Here is a 20,329-nt window from a genome sequence, read left to right as displayed (position 1 = left end):
GCCCCTCATTCATCAACCGATGACAACGGCCGCGCCACGTCCTCCAGCGACCTGCGTTCCGCCGATACCCCCCAGATGCCGGCGACAACCGCCGCCAGCAGCATCAGCGCAGAACCGATCAGATAGCCCGTAAACACCGCGCCGCGCTGATGCGTATCGATGAGCCGGCCGAACAGCGCAGGCCCCACAATGCCGCCCAGCGCCGTCCCAAAGGCATAGAAAATTGCGATGGCCAATGCTCGAATCTCGAGCGGAAAGGTTTCGCTGACGGTGAGATACGCCGAACTCGCCGCCGACGATGCAAAGAAGAAGATCACCATCCAGGAAATAGTCTGCGTGGTGCTCGTCAGCCAACCCTGCTCGAACATGTACCCGCTGATGGTCAGCAACACACCCGACATAGCATAGGTGAAGGCGATCATCTTGCGTCGGCCAAGGACATCGAAGAGTTTGCCGAGCATGATCGGCCCGAGGAAATTGCCCGCGGCGAACGGCAACACATACCAGCCGATGTGATCCCCCGGCACGCCGTAGAAATCGGTCAGCACCAGCGCGTAGGTGAAGAAGATCGCGTTATAGAAGAACGCCTGGGCGGTCATCAGCGTCAACCCGACCAGGGAGCGCCGCCGATGCGAATGAAACAGCGAGTGGAACACTTCGCTGAGTTTCGTGTGATCGCGGGCGTGCAGGCGCAGCGGTTTGACGGGATCGGTAGGCAATGTCACGCCATGTTCGCGAAACTTCCCTTCGATGCCCTCCACAATTTCCTTCGCCTCGTCCACACGGTCATGCGTGATCAGCCAGCGCGGACTTTCCGGCACCCACATGCGCATGAACAGGATCAGCAATCCCAGGATTGCGCCGATCAGAAAGCACGCGCGCCAGCCGTAGTCGGGCGGCAACAAGCCCGGATCGAGCAGCACGATCGAACCCGCCGCGCCCAGCCCCGCGCCCACCCAGAAGGTGCCGTTGATCGCCAGGTCGGTCCAGCCGCGCACGCGGGCGGGGGTGAATTCCTGGATGGTCGAGTTGATCGCGGTGTATTCGCCCCCGATCCCCGCGCCGGTCAGGAAGCGAAACAGCACAAAACTCGCCAGATTCCATGAAAGGGCGGTGGCCGCCGTGGCCGTCACGTACAAAAACAGGGTGATGAAAAAGAGCTTGCGACGCCCGAGCCGGTCTGTAAGCCAGCCGAAGCCCAATGCGCCGATCACCGCACCCGCAATGTAGGCGCTGCCGGCGAAACCGACATCGGCGTTCGAGAACTTGAGCACGTGACTGGTTTTCAACGCGCTGGCCACCGCGCCGGCGAGCGTCACTTCAAGCCCGTCCAGCAGCCACGTGATCCCGAGCGCCAGCACAATCAGCGTATGAAAGCGGCCCCACGGCAGCCGGTCGAGCCTTCCGGGCAGATCGGTTTCAATGATCCTCGCCGGCGCTTCCTTCTCTCCTTCAACTGCACGGATCGTCGTGGTGTCGTTCATGCGTTTGGCCGGTAACGTGGGAATAACCGGCTGCACGCGCCTCCGGCAAAGAGCATTAATTACCGGGTTTTAGAGCAAAATCCATTCCCCAGACCATGTTTTTGATTCGCGGTTGATGTACTGCGCGTAACGTGCTAAAAACGCGCTCCACTTTTTGTTTGCGACGTCGGCGGCGTTCACGCGGCCGACGCTCACCTCATGACCTATTGCGCGATCGATTTCGGCACGTCGAATTCAGCGGTCGCATTGCCCGACGGGGCGTCGATCCGGCTCGCGCCGGTCGAAGGCACCGCCACCACGCTGCCGACCGCTGTCTTTTTCAACACGGACGAGGACGAGCAAGCCTACGGGCGTGCCGCGCTCGAGTCTTACATCGACGGCTTCGACGGCCGCCTGATGCGTTCCATGAAGAGCATTCTCGGCTCGCCGCTGGCTGAGACGAGCACGGACCTGGGCGACGGTTCCGCGATTCGCTACGTCGACGTCATCACGCTGTTCCTGCAGCATCTGAAGCAGAAGGCGCAGGCGGTGTCCAGCACGCCGATCACGCGGGCGGTGCTGGGCCGCCCGGTATTTTTCGTCGATGACGATCCGCGTGCCGATCAGCTCGCCCAGAACCAGCTTCAGGCCGCGGCCCAGGCCATTGGTCTGACAGATATTCATTTCCAATACGAACCGATCGCCGCCGCTTTCGATTACGAAGCACGTCTGACGAAAGAGGGGCGGGTGCTCGTCGCGGATATTGGCGGCGGCACGTCGGACTTCTCGCTGGTGCGGGTCGGGCCAGCGCGCGCCAAGCTGTTGTCGCGAAAAGACGATGTGCTCGCGCATTACGGCGTCCACGTGGCCGGAACGGACTTCGACCGACGTGTGGAGCTCGCGACAATCCTGCGCGAACTCGGCTACCAGTCGATCGCGCCGGAAGGCCGCGAAGTGCCCAATCGGGTCTATTTCGACCTGGCCACCTGGCATCTGATCAACACCGTCTACGGGCCGAAACGTGTCAACGAACTCCAGTTGATGCGGCACCTCTACAGCGACTCGAAGCACCACGATCGCCTGATGCGAGTGGTCGAACGCCGTCTCGGACACGCGCTGGCGTCGCACGCGGAGGCCGCGAAGATCGAAGTGGCGGCGGGCGGTGAGACCACTATCGGCATGGAGGAGGTGGAAGAGGCGTTGCGTATCGGCTTCAGCGAACAGCAGCTCATCGACGCAGGGCTGGAAGAGACGCGGCGGATCGTGGCGGCTGCACGGGAAACGGTGCATCGCGCGGGTGTTACGCCGCAGGACGTGGGCGCGATCTATTTCACGGGTGGATCGACCGGGCTCGGGTTTCTCTCGCAATCGCTCTCCGACGCGTTCCCCGATGCCGAAGCGGTGTTTGGGGACCGGCTGGCCAGCGTGGCGACCGGGCTCGGTATTTATGCGCGCCGACTATTCGGTTGACCGGTATTAATTGCTACTATCATCCAGTCAGTCATTTAAAGTAATTTCTCATTAACTACTGATAAATCCGTAACGCAAAAAGAAAAACCCCGCGAATGCGGGGTTTTGTCTGCTATTCAAACGGGCAATAAAACTTAGGCCGGCTTGATGTCTGCAGCTTGCTTACCCTTCGGGCCGGTCTTTACTTCGAAGGTAACTTTCTGGTTTTCCTGAAGCGTCTTGAAGCCTTCCACGCGAACTTCAGAGAAATGTGCGAACAGGTCTTCGCCACCGCCGTCCGGCGTGATGAAGCCAAAGCCCTTTGCGTCATTGAACCATTTGACGGTACCGGTTTCCATGTTACGTGTTCCTAAAGATGTTGAATAAGGCCGAAGCCCGGATGTGCATGAAAATCAAGGAAGGGGCAATGGGACCAACCGGAGTACCGTGATGGGCGAACTACGAAAGACCAATTCACTCGCCACTTGAATTCCTGCAAGAAGGTTTATACGGCGAATCAAACTGGAGGTCAAATAATATCCGACCGTATACAAGGGTTTTTTTGAGGCGGTTTAGTGACATCGCGCACAACATTACAAATCTTTCGATAAATATTTTTTACATCAGTCGAACCCGCCCAAACTTCAGTCGTAACAATTAGAGCGTGATGCGGGCACACCCGTTAAACTACGCGCCATGTTGGGGCATGGCATAGATTTAGCTAAAGGTTGTGCATTAATCCGCATAAGGTATTTGAAAGTTTTCTGACTGAAGGAGACGTAGTGAAAAGTTCTATTCAACGGAACATTGGGCCAGTGGCGCTGCTGCTGACAGGTCTGGGTTCGATCATCGGCTCGGGCTGGTTGTTCGGCGCCTGGAAAGCAGCCAAGATTGCCGGTCCTGCGGCCATCGTCGCGTGGGTTATTGGCGCGGTCGTCATATTGGCCATTGCACTGACTTATGCCGAACTCGGCGCCATGTTCCCGGAGTCTGGCGGAATGGTCCGGTATGCACGCTATTCACATGGCGCGCTGGTTGGATTCGTCAGTGCCTGGGCAAACTGGATTGCGATCGTTTCGGTGATACCGATTGAAGCGGAAGCATCGATTCAATATATGAGTACCTGGCCATATTCATGGGCCCATGCACTTTTTGTCGATGGATCGCTCACGCCGGTAGGATTAATTTTATCGGCAATGCTGGTGATCGTATATTTTCTGCTGAATTACTGGGGCGTTAAATTATTTGCGCGCGCCAATTCCGCCATTACCGTATTCAAGTTCATTATTCCCGGTGCAACTATTCTCGGCCTTATGCTGACCGGATTTCATAGTGAGAACTTTGGTACGAGTTCGAGTTTTGCGCCTTATGGCTGGTCCGCAGTCCTGACTGCGGTTGCTACCAGCGGCATCGTATTCAGCTTTAACGGGTTTCAGAGCCCTGTTAATCTGGCTGGAGAGGCACGTAATCCGTCGAAGAGTATTCCATTTGCTGTGATCGGCTCAATCCTGATGGCGCTCGTCATTTATGTGTTGTTGCAAGTGGCCTATATCGGCGCGGTGAGCCCTGGCGATGTCCTGAAAGGCTGGAGCAGCTTCAACTTCGCGTCGCCATTCGCCGAACTCGCGCTGGCGCTTAACCTTAACTGGCTCGCGTTCCTCCTTTACGTCGATGCATTCGTCAGCCCGAGCGGTACCGGCACGACCTACATGGCCACGACGTCGCGCATGATCTATGCAATGGAACGCAACAACACGCTGCCGAAGATCCTGGGCCACGTGCATCCGCTCTACGGCGTGCCGCGCCCGGCCATGTTCTTCAACCTGGGCGTCGCGTTCGTCTTCATGTTCTTCTTCCGCGGCTGGAGCTCGTTGGCAGCGGTAATTTCGGTCGCCACGGTGATCTCGTACCTGACCGGCCCTGTGAGCCTGATGGCCTTGCGCCGCGCGGCCACGGACCTGCATCGGCCGCTGATGATCAAAGGCATGTCGATCATCGCGCCGTTCGCATTCGTGTGCGCTTCCGAGGTGTTGTACTGGGCAAAGTGGCCGCTGACCGGCGAAATCATCCTGCTGATGGTGGTCGCGTTGCCGGTGTATTTCTACTATCAGTCCAAGACCGGTTTTCACGAGTGGAGCGACGACCTGAGGGCGGCGTGGTGGCTGATCGTATATTTGCCGGCGATGGCCGTTGTTTCGCTCATCGGCAGCAAGGAATTCGGTGGACGCGGATTATTGCCTTACGGCTGGGATATGGCGTTGGTGGCCGTCATGGTGCTGGCGTTTTATTTTTGGGGCGTCCAAACCGGGTATCGGTCCCAATATCTCGATGAACGCGAAAGCCACGACGATATCCTCGCAGAAGTTGGCGCGTGATAACCCGCTCGTAAAACTCCGCTGTCTCAATTAAAAAAATCCGCTTGAGCAGTCAAGCGGATTTTTTATTTCCGTTCGTGGCATACCGACGCATTTTGTGGGGATTTAGGCATCGCCGAAAACGTAATTTGTCATGGCCAACGTCTTCTGAAATGTACCGAGTGATTGAATTCCGAGTTCGAAATCATCGTCGGCGGCTCCGAGCGCACCGAAAATCGGTAGCAAATGTTCATCGGTCGGATGCATTAACACGGCGTGCGGCGCCTGTTTCCGGTAGTCGAGTATCGCCTCGATGTCCCGTTTCGCCAGCTTGTCTTCGAACCAGTCCGTGAATTCGGTCACGCGCGGATCGCCGTCTTCCGGCCGTGCGCTGAAATCCGCTGTCCGCAGGTTATGCGTGATCTGCCCTGAGCCCACGATCATCACGCCATCGTCCCTTAGGGAGCGCAGCGCGCGGCCCACGCGGTAGTGGTGAGCCGGGTCCAAATGTGGCTGTATGGACAATTGAGCGACCGGAATCCCCGCATCCGGAAACATCAGCAGCAGCGGCACCCACGCGCCGTGGTCGAGACCGTGTTCGGTGATCGCCGACGCAATGCCCGCCTGCGTTAGCAGCGTCGCGGCTTGCTTACCGAGTTCCGGTGCGCCCGGCGCCCGATATTGAATCTCGTAAAGCGCACGCGGAAAACCGTAGAAATCGTGGATGGTCTCTGGTTGCTCGGCAACGCTCGCAACGGGCTGCGCCGTGCCCCAGTGTGCGGAAAGGATGAGTATCGAACGCGGACGTTCAAAGCGCGTGGCGAAAGAGGCGAACTCGGCGGACGGCATCGACGGGTCGATAGGCAGCGTCGGAGCACCGTGCGAAATGAAAACAGTCGGAAGGCGGGACATCGCAGCAACCTCGGAAAGAGTAGTTACCACGAATATAGAGATAGTCGGTCAGTTAATAAACAGCTGGCGAGGCAATGAATTGTGTCGCCACTGTTGTTAATTACCCGTGTCTTTCAAGCCCGGCCATGCGGTGGCAATCGGGCTTCCGAGCGCAAACATGTCGATCACGCGATCGACCGTCTGATCGACCATTTCATCGATAGAGGCCGGACGATGGTAGAACGCCGGCAGTGGCGGAAAAATGATCCCGCCCATTTCGGTGACCGACGTCATATTGCGAAGATGGGCGAGGTTGAACGGCGTTTCGCGCACCATCAATACGAGGCGGCGACGTTCTTTCAGCACGACATCGGCGGCGCGGGTAATCAGATTGTCCGATAGCCCGAGCGCGATGCTCGCCAGCGTTTTCATCGAACAAGGCGCGACGATCATGCCGTCCGTGGCGAAGGATCCCGATGCGATGCTCGCGCCGACATCGCGGACGTTATGCACGACATCTGCGAGCGCGTGGAGGGCGGTTTTATCGAGATCCAGTTCGTGCTGGATGTTGAGCCAGCCGGCGCTTGAGATCAGCAAATGCGTTTCAACGCCACCCAGGCGGCGCAGCGTTTCCAGCAGCCGGACGCCGTAGATTGAACCCGATGCACCCGTAATGGCGACGATCAACCGTCGCGGTACGGGCGCTGGAGGCGAAGAACGTGCGGCGGACAATCTCAGGCAGCGGCGAACAATTGTTGCAGTTCACCCGATTCGTACATTTCCATCATGATGTCCGAGCCGCCGATGAACTCACCCTTCACGTAAAGCTGAGGAATGGTCGGCCAGTTAGAGAATTCCTTGATGCCCTGGCGGACGCCATCGTCTTCGAGGACGTTGACCGTCTTGATCTCGGTCACGCCGCAAGCCTTCAGGACCTGGATGGCGCGGCCGGAGAAACCGCACATGGGGAACTGCGCGGTGCCCTTCATGAACAGCACGACCGGTGCTCCTTCGACGATTTCCTTGATGCGTTCTTGCGTATCCATGGTCTTTCCTGCGAGGCGTTGTAATGCGGGTTAATTTTGGGTCGAGCGGTGAGGCATGCGCTATTTCTACTTCAAGCGAAATTTCACACGCTATTGATCTGAAATGATAGCGGATTTCAATCGGAGCGGCTTGAGCCGGTCGGACGGCTTGCGGTCGGTTGTCGTGGCGGCCGAGGCGCCGCCGACGGGTATCAGGCCGAGAAAAACCCGCCGCTGACACGTTCGATATCAGCCAGATCGCGCTCCGAGCGTACGTCGGAAAAGCCGCGCGCGCTCAGCAGGGCGCGTACGTCAGCGGCCTGATCGTAGCCGTGCTCCAGCCAGAGCGAGCCGCTGGTTGCCAGGAAAAATGGCGCGCTGCGGACGATTGTGCGGATCGCGGCGAGCCCGTCGGCTTCATCGGTGAGGGCGGTGCGCGGTTCGAATCGCAGATCGCCTTCGGATAAGTGAGGATCGTTTTGCGCGATGTACGGCGGATTGCTCACGATCACGTCGAAGCGCAGCGCAGGATCGAGGGCGGCTGTCCAATTGCTTTCCAGCAGCGCGATTTCACCGCCCGGTCGGTCTGCATCAAGGAGCTTCTCTGCGTTCCGCGCAGCAACCACCAGCGCTTGTGCGGAGCGATCGACTGCCCAGACATGCGCGTGCGGATTCGCGAAAGCGATTCCCACTGCGATCGCACCGCTGCCCGTGCCCAGATCGAGCACACGCGGCACTTTAATCCCCTTCAATCGATCAAGCGCGGTTTCCACGAGCAATTCAGTCTCCGGCCGCGGAATCAGCACATCCGGCGTGACCTCGAACGCGAGCCCGAAAAATTCCCGATTTCCCACAAGTTGCGCAATCGGCTCACCCGCTGCGCGCCGTTGCGCCAGCGCATCGAACCGATCGACACTTTCCGCCGCCAGCTCCTCGTCGTCGCGCGTGATCAATTCTGTGCGCCGCCAGCCGAGCACATGCTCAAGCAGGATCCGCGTTTCGAGCGCGGGCAGCGTAGACGCGCGCAACAATCCGGCGACCGTCGTCATTCCGAATCGCCCAGCGCCGCCAGCAATTCGGCCTGGTGTTCGCTGACAAGCGCGCCAACCAGATCGTCGATATCGCCATCCATGATTGCGTCGAGCTTGTACAGCGTCAGGTTGATCCGGTGATCCGTCATCCGTCCCTGCGGAAAGTTATACGTACGAATCCGTTCCGACCGATCGCCGGAGCCAATCAGGCTCTTGCGCGTGGCCGCTTCCTTCGCGTGCTGCTCTTGATTCTGCTTGTCCATGATCCGCGCGGCGAGCACCTTCAGCGCGCGATCCTTGTTCTTGTGCTGCGACCGGTCGTCCTGGCACTCCACGACAATTCCCGTTGGCAAATGCGTGACGCGCACGGCCGAATCGGTTTTGTTGATGTGCTGGCCGCCTGCGCCGGAAGCGCGAAAGGTATCGATACGCAAATCCGCCGGATTGATCACCACTTCACCGATTTCATCGGCTTCGGGCATCACCGCGACCGTGCACGCCGACGTGTGGATGCGCCCCTGTGTTTCGGTCGCCGGCACCCGCTGCACCCGATGCCCACCCGATTCGAACTTCAGCTTCGAGTACACGTTCAGCCCCGCGATCCGCACGATCACTTCCTTGTAACCACCGAGATCGGAGACACTTTCCGACATCATCTCGACCGTCCAGCGATTGCGCTCGGCGTATCGGAGATACATGCGCAGCAGGTCGCCCGCGAACAGCGCGGATTCATCGCCACCCGTGCCCGCCCGAATTTCGATGAAGATATTGCGGTCATCGTTGGGATCTTTCGGCAGCAACATGGCTTGCAGATCGCGTTCGATAGCCAGCATGCGCTCGCGCGCCTCGCCAATTTCTTCTTCGGCGAAATCGCGCATGGACGGATCGGCGAGCAATTCCATGGCGGTAGTTTCGTCGTTCGACGCCTGCCGCCATAACGCGTATTGCTCCACGACCGGCCCGATTTCGGCGTTTTCCCGCGTGATCTTCCGATACTGATCCATATCGGCGGTCACATCTTCGCGGCTCATCAGGTCATTGAGTTCGGCCAGCCGGGTAGTCAGCTGGTCGAGCTTGTTTTGCATGCTCGTTTTCATGGAAGGCTGGAGCGAAGCTCCGGAGAAGACAGCGATCAGGAACGCGACCGCAAAGATGCTCGCATGCGGCGCAACTGAAGAAGAGACAAAAGAGGGGCGCTAAGTTTCCGACGGATCGGACGGATCGTTCGATCCCGACGGATGGCCGTGCTTGTAAAGCCCGCCCATCAGGTCGATAAGCTGGTCGCGATTCTCGCGGCTGGCACGGTTGAGCGCGTGCGTTGGGCCGTGGATCAGCTTGTTGGTCAGCGACTGCGACAGCGCTTCGAGCACCGCCGCCGGGTCATCGCCGCGCGCCAGCATCTTGCGGGCGCGTTCGACTTCGGCGCGGCGCAGGGCGTCGGCTTGCGTGTGCATATGGCGGATCACTGGCACGATGCTGCGTGCATCGAGCCATTGCATGAAGTTTTGCACCCGGGTGTCGATAATCGATTCCGCCTGCGCCACCGCCGCTTGCCGGGACGCGCTGCCTTCGCGCACGATGGCGCCGAGGTCGTCGACGGTATAGAGGAATACGTCCTGCAGCTTGCCCACTTCGGGTTCGATGTCGCGCGGCACTGCGAGATCGACCATGAAGATCGGCCGATGGCGGCGCGCCTTGACGGCCCGTTCCACCGCGCCGAGCCCGATGATGGGCAAGGTGGATGCCGTGCACGACACAATGATGTCGAACTCGTGCATGCGCGCGGGCAAGTCGGAGAGCGGAATGGAACGACCGTTGAAGCGTTCGGCGAGCTTTTCGCCGCGCTCGGCAGTGCGGTTTGCCACCACGAGCTCGCGCGGCTTTTGCGCGGCAAAATGCGTCGCGCACAACTCGATCATTTCACCCGCGCCAATGAACAGCACGCGCTGGCCCGAAATGTTTTCGAAGATGCGCTGCGCGAGACGCACCGCCGCAGCGGCCATGGAAACAGATTGCGCCCCAATTTCAGTTGTCGTGCGGACTTCCTTCGCGACGGCGAAAGTGCGCTGGAACAATTGGTTCAGGTACGTGCCGAGCGCACCGGCTTCGGACGCGGTGCGCACCGCATCTTTCATCTGGCCGACGATCTGCGTCTCGCCAAGCACCATGGAATCGAGTCCGGAGGCGACGCGAAACGCATGTCGCACCGCTTCAGACTGCGGCAGCGCGTAGACATGCGGCGCGAGCTCGGAGACCGGCAGGTTGTGATACTTGGACAGCCAATGGATGGCGGCGTCGCGGGCGGCTTTATCGTCGGTGGCGCAATACAGCTCGGTCCGGTTGCACGTGGACAGGATCGCGGCTTCCGGCGCTGTCTTCCCCAGCGGCCCCAGCCACAGATCTTTCAGCGCGCCGAGCGCTGGTTTGATCTGTTCGAGCGGAAACGCCACGCGTTCGCGCAAGGCGACAGGCGCAGTGTGGTGATTGATTCCGATCGCGAGGAGCTGCATGTTTTGGGCCTGATCCGATGGCCTGAGATGCCTTTGAATTTAGCCCGATATTATAGCCTTTCGTGAATTTCTTCAGTTCCAGCCGGCAAACCCATGCCAGACAAGCCGCCCGGCATGAAATCCGTTTCAATCCGGTCCAGTTGGTAACCGTAGCCGTACAGCGGTGTCAGCCGGTAACCGTTGTCCGGCCGGAGATGCAACTTCGTGCGCAGGCGGGACGCGTGGGTGTCCAAAGTCCGCGACGCCATGTCGCTCCCGCGCGGCCACACCACTTCCATGATGTGTGCACGAGACACGGCGCGCGACAGGTTCGTGAACAGCAACCGGGCGAAGCGGAATTCCTTCGGCGTGAGCAAAACCCGCTGATCCACGAAACTAACACTCAGTTCCGACGCATTGAACCGGTACTCGCCGAAATGCTCGGCAGCGGGCGTACGAACCGCGCTTCGGCGCGCCAGCACTTCTACACGGGCAGCCAGTTCGGTGCAGCGGACGGGTTTGGCGACGCAATCGTCGGCGCCCGCTTTCAGGCACGCGACCATGTCGGACTCGCTCTGGCTCGCGGCTATCAACACGATGGGAAGCTGCGGCGCCAGTTGCCTCACACGTTCGATGATTTCCGCGCCGATCATGTCGCGCGTTTCATTGGCGGCGATCAGCAAGTCGAATGTGTCGTACCTCATCCGATCCAGCAACACGGGCGCCGTTGGGAAGAAATGGCAGAAATGGCCGTCCAGGACTAGCGTCCGGCGGATGAGTGCGGCGTGCTGAACGTCCGCGTCGATAATGGCGATTCGCATGATTTCCGACGCCTCCAAGCGCGCTGAGAGCTGGCCGGGCGGCGCGGCACTTGCTTGCCATCGCCATTGCAGCCCCCTAAACTCATTCGCTACGCTACAAGCGCCTTCCAGACCTTCTAGGTTTACAGAATCGAAAATGCTAGTTCACCAATCCGATTCAACCCATAGGTTTAGTCTTAATTTCGCTGGAATGCCCCGCTGATGGGGTGGCCAGGGATCGTGTTTCTCGGCTTGGTGATCGGGCTGGCCGGCGGGTGGCTGCATCCGTTGCGGCGTTCGGTCGTGAGGCCTTTCGGCCGGCTATGGGCGGCGGGGCTCGTGGGCATCGTGGCGGCCGTGGTCGCGAAAATGCTCGGCAACATCACCGGTGCATTCCATGATGGCGACTCACTTGAATGGCTTGCGTGTGCGCTGCTGGCGCTGGTCGCCGTGACGGTTACGGTAGGGCTCGCGGCGCGGCGCTGACCCGCCGTTGACCGCTGCTGATCTTATGGTTCGACTGGTTCGACTGGTTCCCGTAACAAGAAAATTCTGCAGGTGATTCCATGAACGATCGATTGAATTCTCCCGATGGCCAGACTTTCGCCCGGCGTATCGAGTTGCTGCGCGGCGCGATGGCGCGTGAGGCGCTGGCTGCCGTGCTGGTGCCGTCGTCGGATCCGCACATCTCCGAATACCTGCCGGAGCACTGGCAGGGCAGGCAATGGCTGTCAGGATTTACCGGCTCGGTCGGAACGCTGGTCGTGACCGCCGATTTCGCCGGCGTGTGGGTCGACAGCCGATACTGGACGATGGCCGACGCGCAACTGGCCGGAACGGGTATCGAGATGATGAAGATGATGGCCGGGCAGCAATCCGCACCGCACGTCGACTGGCTCGCGGAAAATGTGGCGGCTGGCGACGCGGTGGCGGTCGACGGCGCCGTGCTCGGCGTGGCGGCGGCGCGGGCGCTGAAGGATGCGCTGACGGCTCGCGGGATTGTGTTGCGTACAGACTTGGATCTGCTCGATGCCGTCTGGCCGGAGCGGCCGGGTTTGCCATCGGAGAGTGTGTACGAACACGTCGCGCCCCAGGCGAGCGTCACGCGTCCGGAAAAGCTGGCGGAGGTGCGGCGCGTGATGCGCGAGAAGGGCGCGCAGTGGCATTTCATCTCGACGCTCGACGATCTCGCGTGGCTGTTCAACCTGCGCGGCGCTGATGTCACCTATAACCCCGTGTTCGTCGCGCACGCGTTGATCGGACTGGATGACGCCGCATTGTTCGTCGGCGATGGCAAGATTTCTGCTGATCTCAAGGCGTCGCTGGCGAAGGAGAACGTGCGGGTTGAGCCGTACACCGCCGTCGCAAATGCGCTTGCTGCGTTGGCCGCCGGTTCTACGCTGCTCATCGATCCGCGCCGGATTACGTTCGGGTCGTTGGAGAAAGTGCCGGCCGAAGTGAAGATCGTGGAAGCGGTGAATCCATCGACGTTCGCCAAGTCGCGCAAGACCGCCGCCGACGCCGCGCACATCCGCGCGACCATGGAACAGGACGGCGCGGCGCTTGCCGAGTTCTTCGCGTGGTTCGAAGAGGCGCTTGGGCGCGAGACGATCACGGAACTCACCATCGACGAAAAACTGACCGCAGCGCGTGCGCGCCGGCCGGGTTTTGTGACGCTGAGCTTCGCGACTATCGCGGGCTTCAACGCGAACGGCGCGATGCCGCATTACCGCGCGACCGAAGCCTCGCATTCGGTGATCGAAGGCAATGGCTTGCTGCTGATCGATTCCGGCGGTCAATACCTGAGCGGTACGACGGACATTACGCGCGTTGTGCCCATCGGCACGATTACGGCTGAGCACAAGCGGGATTTCACCATCGTGCTGAAGGGCACGATCGCGTTGTCGCGGGCGCATTTTCCGCGCGGCATTCGCTCACCGATGCTCGACGCCATCGCCCGTGCACCCATCTGGGAAGCCGGCGCGGATTACGGACATGGCACGGGGCATGGCGTCGGTTATTTCCTGAATGTGCACGAAGGCCCGCAGGTCATCTCGCACTACGCGCCGGCCGAGCCGTACACCGCGATGGAAGACGGCATGATCACGTCGATTGAACCGGGGCTTTATCGGCCAGGGAAATGGGGTATCCGGATCGAAAACCTGGTCATGAACGAGCCCGCCGGCAAAACTGAATTCGGCGACTTCCTCAAGTTCGAAACGCTGACGCTGTGTCCTATCGATACACGCTGCATCGACCTGGCGCTACTGCGCGAGGACGAACGCGCATGGCTCAACGACTATCACGCAACGGTCCTCGAACGCGTCTCGCCGCATGTGTCCGGCGCGGCGAAAACGTGGCTCGAAAAACGCACTCAAGCAATCTGAGCGGAGCGCTAAACGAATGGCGATCAAGGCAGTGGTGTTTGATTTCGGCGGCGTGTTGATCGACTGGAATCCCGAGTATGTGTACAGCCGGCTGATTCCCGATGCCACCGAGCGGCGCTGGTTCATGGACAACGTCGTTGCGGGCGATTGGGTCCTGCAGCAGGACGCAGGGCAAACCATCGCCGACGGCAACGCCGAACTGATCGCCAGGTTTCCTGAACACGAAGCGCTGATCCGGGCGTTCTACGAGCGCTGGCAGGAAATGTTGGGAGGCGTGCTGGAAGATGGGGTCGCCTTGGTCGACAATCTCGACGCCGCGCAAGTGCCGCTCTTCGGACTCACCAACTGGTCGGCTGAAACGTTCCCCTGGGCGTGGGAGCGGTTCCCGGTGCTGCAGCGGTTTCGCGAAGTGGTGGTGTCGGGGCGTGTGCTGGTCGCCAAACCCGATCCGGCGATTTTCGCGTTGATGTGGACTGAGATTGAAAAGCACCTTCCGGGCATTCAGCCGCAGGAAGTCGTTTTTATCGATGACAACGCGAAGAACATCCAGGCCGCTACCCTGATTGGCTGGAACGCCGTGCATCACACGAATGCTAAGCAAACCGAAGCCCGCTTGAGGGCGCTCGGCTTGCCTGTGTGATTACTTTCCGAACAGATTCTTGAGCGTGTCGCCGATGCTTTTCACCACGCCGCCCGCGTTTTTAGCCACGCCTTCGGTGTTCACGCCAACCACTTTCGCGAAGCCCGTCGCGAGCTTTTTCAGCAAGCTCTCGTTGAGCGAGAATTTCGGGTCGCGCAGATCGCCGTCGAGTTCGAAGTCCAGTTTGATCTGATCGTGATTCTTCAGTGCGGCAACCGCGATCTTGGTCGGAATGGTGAGGAAGGTGTCGAGCGCGTTGCCGTTATCCGCTAACTGCAAGTGGTTCAGCACGACCGAACCCGGTGCGTGGATACGATAGTCGTGCACCGTGGCGTCGAGCGTCAGGTCGAGCGTGCCGCCCGCGATGCTCGTCTTCGCGCCCGCTTTCCTCAGCAGATACGGATCGAGCGTAGCAATGTCGACGTTGCGCAAGGTCGTGTGCGTCTGCGAATCCTTGCTTGCGATTTTTATCCAGCCGTTGAATGCGACTGTGCCCGTGTGCGACGGTCCTTTGATCGACCCGGTCATGTCGAGCTTGGTCGGGTCGGTGAGCGCGGGAAGGTGCAGGTTGTCGACGTTGGCACGCGCGTCAGCAATCAGGATTCTGTAGGGCGGCGTCTGCACGGATTGATCGAAGAATTCCATTGCGCCGCGCTCGAACGTGACGTGATCGATCAGCCGGTCTTCTTGTGCGTGTGCCGCGGCTTCGCTCGAGGCGGCCTGAGCCTCGCGCGTCGGCTGCTGGAGATTGGGCAGCAACTCGACGCGGCCATCGGCGAAACGGGCAACGGAGAGATAAAAACCATCCACCGTCACGTGTTGCACATGCACGCGGTTGCTCAGCATGGCGCGCATATCGACGTTCAGCGTCACGCGCTCGGCGCGCAGCGTGTCCTCCGTGGGCCAGCCTTGCGGTCCCCGCAGACGCACGCGGCTCAGCGTGATGCGCGCATAACCCACATCGATATCTTCCACCGAGCCAAGCGGCCCGAGCGCTTCGAGCACACGTGCCTTCATTTCGTGCGCGGCGAAAAAGCCGCCGCCGACAACCGCCGCCATCAGCACCACGATGACTGCGCCCGCCCACAGCGCCACGCGTCGCGCCCTTGTACCCGCCATCGCGATGTCCCCCATCCAAGCCGCGCACGGGCGGCGATCCGGTCTGTTGTTGTCGGCCCTGCGCCGTGCTTACCGGACGATCGGCTTATAGCGCAGACGTTTCGGCTTCGCCGCTTCCTCGCCCAGACGATTGCGCTTGTCGGCTTCGTACTCTTGATAGTTGCCGTCGAAGAACGTCACTTGGGAATCGCCTTCAAACGCGATGATGTGCGTCGCGATCCGGTCGAGGAACCAGCGATCGTGCGAAATCACCATCACCGATCCCGCGAATTCCAGCAACGCGTCTTCCAGCGCGCGCAGCGTTTCAACGTCCAGGTCGTTCGACGGCTCGTCCAGCAGCAGCACGTTGCCGCCTTCAATCAGCGTCTTCGCCAGATGCAACCGGCCACGCTCACCTCCCGAGAGTGCACCGACGGTCTTTTGCTGATCGCCGCCCTTGAAGTTGAAGCGGCCGATATACGCCCGCGACGGCGTTTCGTACTTACCCACCGTCAGCACGTCTGCACCTCCCGAAATCTCTTCGAACACGGTCTTGCCGGCATTGAGCGCGTCGCGGCTTTGATCCACGTACGCCAGCTTGACCGTTGGCCCCGTGACGATTTCGCCCGAATCCGGTTGTTCCTTACCCGTCAGCATGCGGAACAACGTGGATTTTCCTGCGCCATTTGGCCCGATAATTCCGACAATCGCGCCCGCCGGGATCTTCATGTTGAGGTTGTCGATCAAGAGGCGGTCGCCGTAAGCCTTGCTCACGTTCTTGAACTCGATCACCTCATTGCCCAGCCGGTCGCCGACAGGGATGAAGATTTCCTGCGTTTCATTGCGCTTCTGATATTCCTGGCTGTTGAGTTCCTCGAACCGCGCAATCCGCGCCTTCGACTTCGCCTGGCGTCCCTTCGGATTCTGGCGCACCCATTCCAGTTCTTTCTTCAGCGCCTTCTGGCGCGCTGATTCCGTTGATTCTTCCTGCTTCAGCCGATCTTGCTTTTGGTCGAGCCAGCTGCTGTAGTTGCCCTTCCACGGAATGCCGTGGCCGCGGTCGAGTTCGAGAATCCATTCGGCGGCGTTATCGAGGAAATAGCGATCGTGGGTGACCGCCACGACCGTGCCCGGATAGCGCGTGAGGAATTGTTCGAGCCAGTCCACCGATTCGGCGTCCAAGTGGTTGGTGGGTTCGTCCAGCAGCAGCATGTCGGGCTTTTGCAGCAGCAATTTGCACAGCGCCACACGACGCTTTTCGCCGCCCGACAAGTGTTCGATCTTCGCGTCCCACGCCGGCAAGCGCAGCGCATCGGCGGCGACTTCGAGTTGTTGCTCGGGCGTGCCGCCGTCGCTGGTCGCGAGGATGGCTTCGTATTTGGCTTGCTCGGCGGCGAGGGCGTCGAAGTCGGCGTCGGGTTCCGCGTAGGCCGCGTAGATGGCGTCGAGTTTCTTCTGCGCGGTAAAGACTTCGCCGAGGCCGTCTTCAACAGCTTCGCGCACGGTTTGCTGTGGATTGAGTTGCGGTTCCTGAGGCAAGTAGCCGATGTTCAGGTTCGGCATCGGCGTAGCTTCGCCTTCAATTTCCTTGTCGACGCCCGCCATGATGCGGATCAGGGTCGACTTGCCGGAACCGTTCAGGCCGAGCAGGCCGATCTTGGCGCCGGGGAAAAACGACAGCGAGATGTCTTTCAGGATCTGGCGCTTGGGCGGCACGATCTTGCCGACGCGGTTCATGGTGAAGACGTATTGGGCCATTTGCGGGTTCGGTTGTCTTGAGGTTTGCGGTTTTCGGTTTTTACGGCAGGCTTCGGCCGGGCGGATGCCGGTTTTTAAGCCGCTGCCGGGAAGCCCCTGGATTCAGTACGCGATGGTGCGTTTCCCGCAGCGCGCGGGAAGTGACGACATTGTACTTCGATGAATATGGCTGTTCGGCGGGCGTTTATCTGCTTTGACGCCGACACCAGAGTTCCAGGCATTCTCAACGCCAGGCCGCGACGCCCCCGTGGCGCGAACACGTGCCGCTGCGATGCCGGCTGAAGCTCCACGTGCCGTCGCGGCATTGGGCGGTGGCGCCGTCGGGGACTTCGCCCGAACGTGAATGCGCGGGGGAGTGGACGGTTTCGCCGTCGTGATTGCGGTAGGTCTGGTGGTTATCGAGGTCGGATTCGTTCGGCGCGGAGTAGGCGTAAGCGAACGAGCTGGAGCAACTGAGCGCGAGGGCCGTGGCGAGGAGGATCGAGGCGGCGCGGCGATAGAAACGTGTTCTCATTGTTTTGTTTTTGTTTTGGGCGCGAGGAGCGTGAACGCTGGCACTGGCCGTTTCGGGTCGCCGCAGTACCGGTCGCGGCGACTCTCTCGAAGCAATCAGGAATCGAGCGCTTCCGGATTCTTCGCACGTGTTTTATCTTCCGATGCCAGCCGGCGCGCAACTTTTTTCACGTCCTCTGCAGCAGGAAGCGTCTCTGGCCGAATTCCGCGTTCAATCAGGGTCTTACGAACCGCGCCATTGTTGTTGATGTGTTCCTTCGAGATATCTTCTTCGCTTCGAAGCTGGTTTTCGCGGGAATTGAAGATGGTGATTTCGGCTGCGAAGTCCTTTGCCTTGAGAATGATCGTGGGCGCGAAGTCGGCCAACGGCCGCTTGGCGGGGACCTTCCAATGGGACTTCATTTGCTGGGTCGTCTTTTCGAACAAGGCGTGATCGCCTTTGCTCCGAATCATGCCGAAGTCGTCGTTTCCACCGGTTTGTTCGAAAATCACTTCGGATAGCTCCTTCTCTGTACTCGTCAGTTTCATGCGGGCGGCCAGGCGTTCCGAGTCGAGCAGACGTTGCTCGATCAACTCAGCGCGCCGAGTTTGGACGGCGAAATAGGTCTGGGCAAACGCAATTTCGTGCTTTTTGGGGTCTCCATTTTGTGCGACCAGGTAGCAGGCGTAACGAGTGAGCATGATGTCATCGACTTCGCGCTGGCTGCCCGAACCGAGGTCGACCATTTTCCTGACGTCAGGAAAATGGTCTGCGGCTGCATGCCCCGATGTTTCGCAGGCAATCTCGGCTTTGTTCACCACTTTGACGAAGTTCTCCCACTTCGCATATCCCAGCAGGTGCTGAAGGTCGCGGGCAAGCCAGAATTCGACGCCGCTGTTGGTCTGCTGAGCGTGCGCTTCGAAATGCTCGGTCAACGAGTAAATCAGTTCGGTCTTCATGTTCAGCGTCCAAGGTGAGTGGCGCGCGGTGGGCGATTAGCGCGGTCAGCGCACAGCAATAAAAAAGCGGAACCCCTTTATCAGGGACTCCGCTTTTAATCACAACCTTGAACAACAAAATATTACATCAGACGTTAAACAAGAAATTCATCACGTCGCCGTCGTGCACGACATATTCCTTCCCTTCGGCCCGCATCTTCCCGGCTTCCTTCGCGCCTTGCTCGCCCTTGAATGCGACGAAATCATCGAAGGCAATGGTCTGCGCGCGAATAAACCCGCGTTCGAAGTCCGTGTGAATAGCGCCGGCAGCCTGAGGCGCGGTGTCGCCGATATGAATCGTCCACGCCCTCACTTCCTTCACGCCCGCCGTGAAATACGTCTGCAAGCCGAGCAGCTTGTACCCTGCGCGAATCACGCGATCCAGCCCAGGCTCTTCCATGCCGATATCGGCGAGAAACTCCTGCTTGTCGGCGTCGTCGAGATCCGCGATTTCCGCTTCGATCGCCGCGCACACCGCCACAACCGGCGCGCCCTCGGCGTCCGCGTGCTTACGGACAGCGTCCAGATGCGGGTTGTTCTCGAAACCGTCGTCCTTCACGTTTGCCACGTACATGGTCGGCTTGGCCGTGATCAGGCACAGCGGCTTGATCAGCGCGAGTTCGTCTTCGCTCAGGTCCAGCGCACGTACAGGCTTCGCCTGATCGAGTTGCGCCTGGATTTTTTCCAGCAAGGGGACGAGCTTCGCCGCTTCCTTGTCGTTACCCGACCGCGCAGACTTGGCGTAACGATGGTGAGCCTTCTCAACCGTCGCCAGATCTGCCAGCGCCAGTTCCGTATTGATGACTTCGATGTCCGCGAGCGGGTCAATCTTGTTCGAGACGTGAATCACGTTTTCGTCTTCGAAGCAGCGCACGACATGCGTGATGGCGTCGGTTTCGCGAATGTTCGCGAGGAACTTGTTGCCCAGGCCTTCGCCCTTGCTCGCACCGGCGACGAGGCCCGCGATATCGACGAATTCAACAATGGCCGGAACCACGCGCTCGGGTGTGACGATTCCCGAGAGCGCCGCCAGCCGCTGATCCGGCACTTCGACTACGCCGACATTCGGCTCGATCGTGCAGAACGGATAGTTTTCGGCGGCGATGCCGGCCTTGGTCAGTGCATTGAACAGTGTGGACTTGCCGACGTTAGGCAAGCCGACGATGCCGCATTGGAGGCTCATGGAATCCTTCGAACTGGTGAAACGGCGTGCGCCGCGTGGGTCAACGCTGGACGCGCGTGTCGCGGGTTTCACAACCCCCGGGAGCCACGCGCTGAGCGGGCGGCCACGTCGTACGGGGCCGGAAAAACCGCTATTGTAGCGCCACGGCCGGGTGCAGGCGGCTGAATTCATCGAGCCAATGACACAGCAGGTTGCGGCCGAAATCCGAGGTCGCCGAAATTCGCACCTTGCCGCGCACGAGATTCTGGCCGGCGTGCAGCGCGGCTTCGC

General features: G+C 60.0%; 19 protein-coding genes and 1 pseudogene. 5 read left to right on the top strand and 15 right to left on the bottom strand.

Annotated elements, in window-relative coordinates; genetic code table 11:
• Positions 1–5: 5 nt before the first annotated feature.
• Entirely contained in the window at positions 6–1,484 is a 1,479-nt protein-coding gene (locus FH08_RS0131310) for an MFS transporter (protein ID WP_031362139.1), read from the bottom strand.
• Positions 1,485–1,682: 198 nt separating this feature from the next.
• Here FH08_RS0131310 and FH08_RS0131300 point away from each other — a divergent pair, with 198 nt between their 5' ends.
• On the top strand, positions 1,683–2,933 hold the full coding sequence (locus tag FH08_RS0131300; protein WP_031362138.1) for an Hsp70 family protein: 1,251 nt from the start codon (positions 1,683–1,685) through the stop codon (positions 2,931–2,933).
• A 134-nt stretch (positions 2,934–3,067) separates the two neighbouring features.
• Here FH08_RS0131300 and FH08_RS0131295 read toward each other — a convergent pair whose 3' ends face one another.
• Entirely contained in the window at positions 3,068–3,271 is a 204-nt protein-coding gene (locus FH08_RS0131295) for a cold-shock protein (protein WP_031362137.1), read from the bottom strand.
• Positions 3,272–3,694: 423 nt separating this feature from the next.
• On the opposite strand from FH08_RS0131295, the gene FH08_RS0131290 reads away from it, so the two are divergent.
• The gene (locus tag FH08_RS0131290; protein WP_031362136.1) at positions 3,695–5,287 is read left to right on the top strand and encodes an APC family permease; all 1,593 of its coding nucleotides are present in this window, start codon (positions 3,695–3,697) and stop codon (positions 5,285–5,287) included.
• 105 nt (positions 5,288–5,392) lie between these two features.
• On the opposite strand, the gene FH08_RS0131285 is transcribed toward FH08_RS0131290, so the two are convergent.
• From FH08_RS0131285 to FH08_RS0131250, 7 genes are all read right to left on the bottom strand, one after another.
• The gene (locus tag FH08_RS0131285; RefSeq protein WP_031362135.1) at positions 5,393–6,178 is read right to left on the bottom strand and encodes a DODA-type extradiol aromatic ring-opening family dioxygenase; all 786 of its coding nucleotides are present in this window, start codon (positions 6,176–6,178) and stop codon (positions 5,393–5,395) included.
• Positions 6,179–6,274: 96 nt separating this feature from the next.
• Entirely contained in the window at positions 6,275–6,844 is a 570-nt protein-coding gene (locus FH08_RS0131280; protein ID WP_326928990.1) for a UbiX family flavin prenyltransferase, read from the bottom strand.
• Positions 6,845–6,891: 47 nt separating this feature from the next.
• Complete coding sequence (gene grxD, locus FH08_RS0131275) at positions 6,892–7,203, bottom strand: Grx4 family monothiol glutaredoxin (RefSeq protein WP_031362133.1); 312 nt, start codon at positions 7,201–7,203, stop codon at positions 6,892–6,894.
• Between the two features lie 191 nt (positions 7,204–7,394).
• The gene (gene prmC / locus FH08_RS0131270; RefSeq protein WP_031362132.1) at positions 7,395–8,231 is read right to left on the bottom strand and encodes a peptide chain release factor N(5)-glutamine methyltransferase; all 837 of its coding nucleotides are present in this window, start codon (positions 8,229–8,231) and stop codon (positions 7,395–7,397) included.
• A complete protein-coding gene (gene prfA, locus FH08_RS0131265; protein WP_031362131.1) occupies positions 8,228–9,310 on the bottom strand; it encodes a peptide chain release factor 1 in 1,083 nt (360 codons plus the stop codon). The genes prmC and prfA overlap by 4 nt, the downstream gene beginning before the upstream one ends.
• A gap of 99 nt (positions 9,311–9,409) precedes the next feature.
• The gene (gene hemA, locus FH08_RS0131255; RefSeq protein WP_031362130.1) at positions 9,410–10,723 is read right to left on the bottom strand and encodes a glutamyl-tRNA reductase; all 1,314 of its coding nucleotides are present in this window, start codon (positions 10,721–10,723) and stop codon (positions 9,410–9,412) included.
• A 50-nt stretch (positions 10,724–10,773) separates the two neighbouring features.
• The gene (locus FH08_RS0131250) at positions 10,774–11,523 is read right to left on the bottom strand and encodes a response regulator transcription factor (RefSeq protein ID WP_051888677.1); all 750 of its coding nucleotides are present in this window, start codon (positions 11,521–11,523) and stop codon (positions 10,774–10,776) included.
• Between the two features lie 201 nt (positions 11,524–11,724).
• Between FH08_RS0131250 and FH08_RS0131245 the strand changes: the two genes are divergently transcribed.
• The 3 genes from FH08_RS0131245 (at position 11,725) to FH08_RS0131235 (ending at position 14,529) form a co-directional block, all read left to right on the top strand.
• Entirely contained in the window at positions 11,725–11,988 is a 264-nt protein-coding gene (locus FH08_RS0131245) for a hypothetical protein (RefSeq protein WP_031362128.1), read from the top strand.
• Between the two features lie 80 nt (positions 11,989–12,068).
• The gene (locus tag FH08_RS0131240; RefSeq protein WP_031362127.1) at positions 12,069–13,889 is read left to right on the top strand and encodes an aminopeptidase P family protein; all 1,821 of its coding nucleotides are present in this window, start codon (positions 12,069–12,071) and stop codon (positions 13,887–13,889) included.
• Positions 13,890–13,905: 16 nt separating this feature from the next.
• Positions 13,906–14,529 carry an HAD family hydrolase gene (locus tag FH08_RS0131235; protein ID WP_031362126.1) on the top strand — a complete coding sequence of 208 codons (624 nt, stop codon included), beginning with the start codon at positions 13,906–13,908 and terminating at the stop codon, positions 14,527–14,529.
• Here FH08_RS0131235 and FH08_RS0131230 read toward each other — a convergent pair whose 3' ends face one another.
• The 6 genes and pseudogenes from FH08_RS0131230 to FH08_RS50705 form a co-directional block, all read right to left on the bottom strand.
• Positions 14,530–15,648 (bottom strand): DUF748 domain-containing protein, encoded by a 1,119-nt coding sequence (locus FH08_RS0131230; RefSeq protein ID WP_031362125.1) that lies wholly within the window; start codon positions 15,646–15,648, stop codon positions 14,530–14,532. It abuts the gene before it with no gap.
• Positions 15,649–15,717: 69 nt separating this feature from the next.
• Entirely contained in the window at positions 15,718–17,385 is a 1,668-nt protein-coding gene (gene ettA / locus FH08_RS0131225; RefSeq protein WP_031362124.1) for an energy-dependent translational throttle protein EttA, read from the bottom strand.
• Positions 17,386–17,608: 223 nt separating this feature from the next.
• Complete coding sequence (locus FH08_RS0131220; protein WP_031362123.1) at positions 17,609–17,899, bottom strand: DUF3761 domain-containing protein; 291 nt, start codon at positions 17,897–17,899, stop codon at positions 17,609–17,611.
• Positions 17,900–17,994: 95 nt separating this feature from the next.
• On the bottom strand, positions 17,995–18,837 hold the full coding sequence (gene dinD / locus FH08_RS0131215; protein WP_031362122.1) for a DNA damage-inducible protein D: 843 nt from the start codon (positions 18,835–18,837) through the stop codon (positions 17,995–17,997).
• A gap of 127 nt (positions 18,838–18,964) precedes the next feature.
• Entirely contained in the window at positions 18,965–20,059 is a 1,095-nt protein-coding gene (ychF, locus tag FH08_RS0131210; protein WP_031362121.1) for a redox-regulated ATPase YchF, read from the bottom strand.
• Between the two features lie 142 nt (positions 20,060–20,201).
• Positions 20,202–20,329 (bottom strand): annotated as a pseudogene (locus FH08_RS50705) (LysR family transcriptional regulator); the annotation flags it as partial.

It is taken from the genome of Caballeronia sordidicola, assembly GCF_000729995.1.
Classification (GTDB): Bacteria; Pseudomonadota; Gammaproteobacteria; order Burkholderiales; family Burkholderiaceae; genus Caballeronia; species Caballeronia sordidicola_A.
Note: the sequence above shows the minus strand (reverse complement) of the source record. Positions and strands in the feature narration are given on the sequence as shown.